This is a genomic window from Pseudonocardia xinjiangensis, from assembly GCF_012911925.1.
GTDB classification, from domain to species: domain Bacteria; phylum Actinomycetota; class Actinomycetes; order Mycobacteriales; family Pseudonocardiaceae; genus Pseudonocardia; species Pseudonocardia xinjiangensis.
Genome location: NZ_JAAXKY010000010.1, coordinates 80814 through 87075, shown reverse-complemented (window position 1 = coordinate 87075; position 6262 = coordinate 80814). Strand labels below are relative to the sequence as shown.

At 71.2% G+C, this 6262-nt stretch carries 6 protein-coding genes, 1 tRNA gene and 1 other RNA gene; 2 read left to right on the top strand and 6 right to left on the bottom strand.

Annotated features, from left to right (window positions below):
- Together HF577_RS05695 and ffs are read right to left on the bottom strand one after the other, a co-directional pair.
- On the bottom strand, positions 1-2040 hold a 2040-nt coding region (locus tag HF577_RS05695), incomplete at its 3' end, for a DNA polymerase III subunit gamma and tau (protein WP_169394658.1).
- A gap of 71 nt (positions 2041-2111) precedes the next feature.
- Positions 2112-2206: signal recognition particle sRNA small type (gene ffs, locus HF577_RS05690), an RNA gene on the bottom strand.
- A 53-nt stretch (positions 2207-2259) separates the two neighbouring features.
- Between ffs and HF577_RS05685 the strand changes: the two genes are divergently transcribed.
- A tRNA-Ser gene (locus HF577_RS05685) sits at positions 2260-2344 on the top strand.
- 65 nt (positions 2345-2409) lie between these two features.
- Here the strand turns inward: HF577_RS05685 and HF577_RS37940 are convergent.
- Both HF577_RS37940 and HF577_RS05675 read right to left on the bottom strand, forming a co-directional pair.
- Positions 2410-2781, bottom strand: a complete 372-nt coding sequence (locus HF577_RS37940; protein ID WP_246265856.1) for a tyrosine-type recombinase/integrase — start codon at positions 2779-2781, stop codon at positions 2410-2412.
- A gap of 839 nt (positions 2782-3620) precedes the next feature.
- A complete protein-coding gene (locus HF577_RS05675) occupies positions 3621-4160 on the bottom strand; it encodes a hypothetical protein (protein ID WP_169394657.1) in 540 nt (179 codons plus the stop codon).
- Between the two features lie 600 nt (positions 4161-4760).
- Between HF577_RS05675 and HF577_RS05670 the strand changes: the two genes are divergently transcribed.
- Positions 4761-5405 (top strand): class I SAM-dependent methyltransferase, encoded by a 645-nt coding sequence (locus HF577_RS05670; protein WP_312858961.1) that lies wholly within the window; start codon positions 4761-4763, stop codon positions 5403-5405.
- Between the two features lie 95 nt (positions 5406-5500).
- Here HF577_RS05670 and HF577_RS37935 read toward each other — a convergent pair whose 3' ends face one another.
- Together HF577_RS37935 and HF577_RS05665 are read right to left on the bottom strand one after the other, a co-directional pair.
- Positions 5501-5746 (bottom strand): class I SAM-dependent methyltransferase, encoded by a 246-nt coding sequence (locus HF577_RS37935; RefSeq protein ID WP_246265854.1) that lies wholly within the window; start codon positions 5744-5746, stop codon positions 5501-5503.
- Positions 5743-6201 carry a 50S ribosomal protein L11 methyltransferase gene (locus HF577_RS05665; RefSeq protein WP_246265852.1) on the bottom strand — a complete coding sequence of 153 codons (459 nt, stop codon included), beginning with the start codon at positions 6199-6201 and terminating at the stop codon, positions 5743-5745. The genes HF577_RS37935 and HF577_RS05665 overlap by 4 nt, the downstream gene beginning before the upstream one ends.
- Between the last annotated feature and the right edge of the window lie 61 nt (positions 6202-6262).

The window sequence follows — 6262 nt, the reverse complement described above, 5'->3', positions numbered from 1 at the left end:
GGGCGGACCGGCCGCGGGGGGCGCGGACGGCACGGCGTCGCCGTGCTCGCAGCGCACCCGCCAGCGGACCCCCAGCACCGCGTGCAGCGACTCGGCGATGACCTCGGTGTTGCTCTGCTCCGAGAGCAACCGGGCCAGCGGGGCGGTGCCGATGCTCAGCACCAGCGTGTCGCCCTCCACGGCCCGCACGGTGGCGCTCACCAGCAGCGCGGCCGTGCGTTTCTTGCGGTCCTTGGCCGCGGCCAGCACCTCCGGCCACGCCCGCCGCACCGCCGCCGCATCGAGTGGAGCCACGCCGGCGGGCTCGGCCTGGCGAGCGGGGCCACCGCGGTCGTACCGGGCGGCCGCGTCGGCCGGCGACGGCGGAACCGGGCGGTCGGAGGCAGCGGTGGTTGCCCGCTCGGGGACGGGGCGCGCCGAGCCGGGACGGGCGACAGGCTCCCTTTCGGAGGGACGGGCAGGTGCGGCGGGCTCCACGGCAGGACGATCGCCGGGCTGGCGTTTCGTCGAGGGTTCACCGCCCCGGCGACCGGCGCCGGCTGCCTCATCGACGGCGGGACGATCGGCGCCCGAGGGAGGAGCACCGGTGGGTTCCGCTGCCACCGGTTCCCCACCCTGGCGACCGGGATCGGTGGGCACGGCGGCAGAGTCGGCGGCAGCCCGCGGATCGACGGCGGGACGATCCGTGGCGGCCCGCTGCGGGACCGCCTGCTCGGACTCGGCGGGCGCCGCCCCGGCCCGGCCGTCCCGAGCCTCCACCGGCGCACCGGCGCCCGCCGGCTGCTCCGCCCGCTCGCTGCGGCGCTGGAACCGCGGCCGCGCATCGGCCGGCTCCTCACGATCGGCCACCGTCTCCCCGGGGGGCAGCGGGGCGGACGCGATGGCATTGCGCCGCTCGAGGCGCTCGAGGCGTTCCAGCAGCCCCGGCTCGGCCACGGTGGCGGCGGGCAGCAGCATCCGCGCACACAGCAGCTCCAGCAGCAGCCGCGGCGCCGTGGCCCCCCGCATCTCGGTGAGCCCGGTGTGCACGATCTCGCCGTAGCGGGTGAGCGTGGCCTGACCGAGCTTGCCGGCCTGCTCGATCATCCGCGATAGCTCGTCCTCGGCCCCCTCGACGAGCCCGCGCTCGGCCGCCTCGGGCACCGCCTGCAGCAGCGTGAGGTCGCGCAGGCGTTGCAGCAGGTCGGCCGCGAAGCGGCGGGGGTCGTGCCCGGCCTCCACCAGCCGGTCGACGGCCTCGAACACCGCGGCGCGGTCGCTCGCGGCGAGCGCGTCGACCACGTCGTCGATCAGGGAGACGTCGGTGACCCCGAGCAGCGCCACCGCCCGCTCGTAGGTGACGCCCTCCGGTCCGGCCCCGGCGAGCAGCTGGTCGAGGACCGACAGCGAGTCGCGCGCCGAACCACCTCCCGCGCGGATGACGAGGGGGAAGACCGGGGGCGCGACGACCGCGCCTTCCTCGGCGCAGATGCGCTCCAGCAGCTTGCGCAGCGTTCCGGGCGGGATGAGGCGGAACGGGTAGTGGTGGGTGCGCGAGCGGATGGTGGGCAGCACCTTGTCCGGCTCGGTGGTGGCGAACACGAACACCAGGTGTTCCGGCGGCTCCTCCACGATCTTGAGCAGGGCGTTGAAACCCTGCGTCGTGATCATGTGGGCCTCGTCGACGATGAACACGCGGTAGCGCGACTCCGCGGGCGCGAAGAAGGCGCGGTCGCGCAACTCGCGGGTGTCGTCCACCCCACCGTGGGACGCGGCGTCGAGCTCGGTGACGTCGATGTTGCCCGGCCCGCCCGGCGCCAGCGAGATGCAGGACGGGCAGACCCCGCACGGGTCGGGTGTGGGACCGAGCTCACAGTTGAGCGACCGCGCCAGGATGCGCGCCGATGACGTCTTGCCGCAGCCACGGGGGCCCGAGAACAGGTAGGCGTGGTTGATGCGGCCCGCCGCGAGCGCCGTGCTCAACGGCTCCGTGACGTGTTCCTGCCCGACCACCTCGGCGAACTTCGCCGGGCGGTACTTGCGGTACAGAGCCAGCGCCACGGGCGCGAGGCTACCGACCGGCACCGACAGCAGGCCGCGGGGGAACGTAAGAGGCCGCACGGGCCGGAGACGTAAGGGGACCCCGCGCACCCGACAGAGCCCGTTGACCCTTGCTGCCTTCCGGCCCTGGGGGAGTTCACAGGATGGACGCCGCGCGGGGTCCGTGGAGGAGTGTAGGCGGTCGTCGGCGGCGCGAGCGACCCGGCTATGCTCCGACACGGAGGATTCGCCTAGTGGCCTATGGCGCACGCTTGGAAAGCGTGTTGGGTTCACGCCCTCGCGGGTTCGAATCCCGCATCCTCCGCTCTCTGAGCAGCGAGAACGCCCGGGACACCCGCTCACGCGGGGCCCGGGCGTTCGCCTTCAGTCTCAGTCGGACTCTGACGGCCCCCAGATCAGGCCACCCACCCGCTCGGCCACGTCGTCCCGGACGGTGCTGGTGATGTGCTGGTAGCGAGCCGCCATCGCCGTGGTCGACCAACCCATGAGACCCATGACCGCCCGCTCCGGCACGCCGAGGATCAGCAGAGCCGTCGCGGCTGTGTGACGGGCGTCGTGCAGCCGGCCGTCACGCAGCCCAGCGCGGGCAAGGAGCCGCTTCCACTGGTGGTAGTCGGTGCTTGGGTTGATCGGCTCGCCGGTCGGGGTGGCGAAGACGTAGCCGGCGTCCCGCCAGAGCTGAGCTGCTGTCGCCCTCTCCGCATCCTGCTCAGCCCGGTGCCGCTTGAGCAGCTCGACCAACTCGGACGGTAGGCCCACTGCCCGACGCCCGGCACGGGACTTCGTCTCGTCTGTCTCGCCCCCGGACCTGTCGGCGGGTGGGGCAGTAGCCGGGCGATTTGCCACATGAGCCGCCGCACCCGTGCTCGTACCTGGGCCGGAGACGCCCCCGGCGGACCCACAACGTGCCTGTTCTGAGGTCCACATCGGACCGCTGGAGTCCGAGGACCTCGCCCTGCCGCAATCCCAGAGCGAGAGCGATCGCCCACCGAGCGCTATTGCGCTCGCTCTCGGCAGCGCGCAGGAGCGCCTGCACATCTTCGATCGAGTACGGCTCGATCTCGTGATCCGCAAGCCGGGGCGCCTTGGCCAGCTTGGCCGGGTTCTGAGTGATCCGACCGCGCCGCTCCGCTTCCCCGAGGACCTCCGGCCGCGTCGAATCTCCACCACCAAAGGCGTAGACCAGGGGCATCGATCGCATTCTGCGCGTACCCGTCCGGATCGGCACCGGTTTCGGCCTGCCCACACCCGACGCATTCTGGTACAGCCCGACGGCCTTCGGGTTTCCCGGCTTCGGGGGGTCGCTCGGCTTCGCCGATCCGGCCACCGGACTTGCGTTCGGCTATGTCATGAACCATATTCAGGAAGGGGTACCGGACCCCAGAGCCCCAAACCTGGGCAATGCCGTCCAGAATGCAATGAAGGCCCATACCCCGTAGGTCCGGGACTCAGTGTCAGGGCTGTTTCTCGCCCGGCTCCGTCCCGGACCAGGAGATGGTTTGCGCATGTGACGGGCGGAGGCAAGCGCCGGAACGCTGCTCCCGCCCACACAGTGGCCCTTCGGCTCCGGCCCTGCACCGTCAGCGGGTCTGCACAGTGACGAGCGGCGAGAAGCGGGTGCAGCTGGAGCGCTCCCTGATCGGCGGGAAGCCGGGGACAGGGGTGATGATCCTACCGCGCGTGCACGCCTGAGCATCGATGGAGACCGGCCCACCCGGACCCACCTGACGAGTCATGAGCAGGGCCTCCCCCGCACGGGTTTCGACCTGGCGACCATTCACTCTCACGTTGTAATGGGTGACGCCTGACACGTAGCCGCCGAAGCTAATTCGGACAACCCCCTGGCAGCTGTCGTAGCGCGCACCGACGTACGGGCTGTCGGGATAGTCGAACCGAACGGGGTTGGTTCCGACGCGCCGACCGTCACGCGCGGAGCCGTCCCGGGTGAAGCAGGCCGCCGCCGGCACCGCACCCGGCTGCTGTGCTGATACCGCCGCATTCTGCTGCTGTGCCGGCAAGGGGGTGTCGGCGAGTGCGATTCCGGTGGTGCCTGCGAGGACCAGGCTTCCGGCCAGCAGTGATCCAGCGGCAAGTCTGGTGGCCATGCGCTTCAGTTTCATGAGATACCTTCGGGTAAGGGGTGGTGGAGATGCCGCTCCGACATCTCGCTGTTGCTGCGTCTCCAACCCTGGCGACCTCGCCGGCGCGAAGCCAGAGGGCAGCCCCCCGACAGGTGGGGGCCAGCCCACCGATTCGGGATAGGGCCTGCTCCCCATTCGTGCGCTCGAGATCGGCCACGCCCACGGGCTCGGTCACGAATTCGAGCCGGCCTGCGTTAGTCCAGATGGCGCTTGTCGAATTCCGTTCCCCAGCCGTCACCAGCAGATGGAACGACCTGTGTCACCTAGTGGATGCATACGAGAGAATGAATCAAGGCTTCTCGGGTCGAGGGAAATAAGAAGAAGTAGTGTTCGGGCTCGAACGACATTGAGGGTCACCCCGGGGGGCGGGCAAGGTCGGACCGCGCTGAACCGTGCTGTGCAGACTTGGAAAGCGTGTTGGGTTCACGCCCTCGCGGGTTCGAATCCCGCATCCTCCGCCAGCGCACACGCCCGGACGCCCGCTCACGCGGACGTCCGGGCGTTGTCGTTCGGTCTCAGCTGCCGTCCGGCAGGGGCAAACCCGAGGAGGCGGCCACGCGGGGTGCGTAGGGTGCCCTCGTGCCTCAGCTCTCCGACCTCGAGACAGTCCGCGAGTCCTACGACCGGGTGGCCGACGCCTACGTCGAGATGGGAGCCGGGCGGCTGGACGCGCAGCCGTGGCTGCGCGCCGCGCTCGCCGCGTTCGCCGAGTCAGTCCGCGGACTCGGCCCCGTCCTGGACGTCGGCTGCGGCCCCGGCATCGTCACCGCGCACCTCACCGGGCTGGGCCTGGACGCCTCGGGCGTCGACCTGTCGCCCCGGATGATCGAGCACGCCCGACGGGACTACCCCGACCTGCAGTTCTCCGTCGCCTCGGCGACCGACCTCGACCTCGCGCCTGCCTCGATGGGCGGCGTGCTCGGCTGGTGGTCGCTGTTCAACCTCCCGCGCGAGGCGCTGCCCGGCGTGCTGCGGACCTTCGCCGACGCGCTCGTCCCCGGCGGTCACGCGCTGGTCGGCACGCATGTCGGCGACGGCGACATCGCCCGCACGGAGGGGTACGGCGGCCTGCCGGTGTCCTGGACGACCCACCTGTACCGCCCCGAGGAGCTCGTCGGCATGCTCGTCGACGCCGGTCTCGAAATGGTCGCCGAGCTGGGGCTGCCGGTGCAGCCGCCGTCGCTGCTCCCGCAGGTCCTGCTCGCTGCCCGGCGCCCGGCCTGACCCCGCGCACGACGGCCCCGTAGTGACCGCCGATTCCCGACACCCCTGCCGCGTCATGGACACATAACGCGGTATCCGCCGGCCGCAAAACAGCATCATGGGACCCCAACGCTGCCGCAGGGCGTCATACGGAATGTCGAGTACGTGACGCTCACCCCGTCGCGCTCCAGCTCCCGTGACGCCACGGTCTCGACGTGCAGGCCGGCACGGAGGGCGAGGCCCAGGACGTGGTCCTGATCGCCGGAGGTCCCGAAGAACATCAGTACCCGGCCACCGGGGTTGAGTCGTTCGCGCACTCCGGCGAGGAAGCGGCCGGCCGTCGCGTATCCCTCGTCCGTCATCGTCGCCTCCGCCATGTCACGTGGGGCGAACCAGCGGAAGGGCGGTCGATGACCACCAGGTCGAAGCAGCCATTCACCTGTGCGAAGACATCACTCACCCGAAAGGTCGCACGAACCCCGTTCCGCACGGCGTTGGCCTCGGCTGCCTCGACCGGCACCGGGTTCACATCCACGCCGAGGACCGAGGCTCCGGCTCTCGCCGCAAGTAGTGCATTCACGCCGGAGCCGGTCCCCATGTCGAGCACGCGCTCCCCGGAACGCACTTCAGCGACGACAGCCCGCCCCAGCAGATCGGACGTCGGTGTCGGCGCGAAGACTCCGGGCGGGACCACCAGATCCAGGCCGAGGTAGTCCAGTCGCCGTTCGCCTGCGGCGGCCAGGTCGCGGTACGCATGCTCGTGCCAGCGGCGCAGGTCCTCCACGCGATCCGGCGGCAGAGTCGGGCGGTACACCATTCCCGGAAGATAGGGCTCCCGTCAGCCTGGCAGCAGCGAATTTCCGCGGGCCAGCGCACCC

Coding starts and splice junctions, on each gene's coding strand:
- HF577_RS05675 (WP_169394657.1), bottom strand. CDS start 4,160: ATGAAACTGAAGCGCATGGCCACCAGACTTGCCGCTGGATCACTGCTG.
- HF577_RS37935 (WP_246265854.1), bottom strand. CDS start 5,746: ATGACGGACGAGGGATACGCGACGGCCGGCCGCTTCCTCGCCGGAGTG.
- HF577_RS05665 (WP_246265852.1), bottom strand. CDS start 6,201: ATGGTGTACCGCCCGACTCTGCCGCCGGATCGCGTGGAGGACCTGCGC.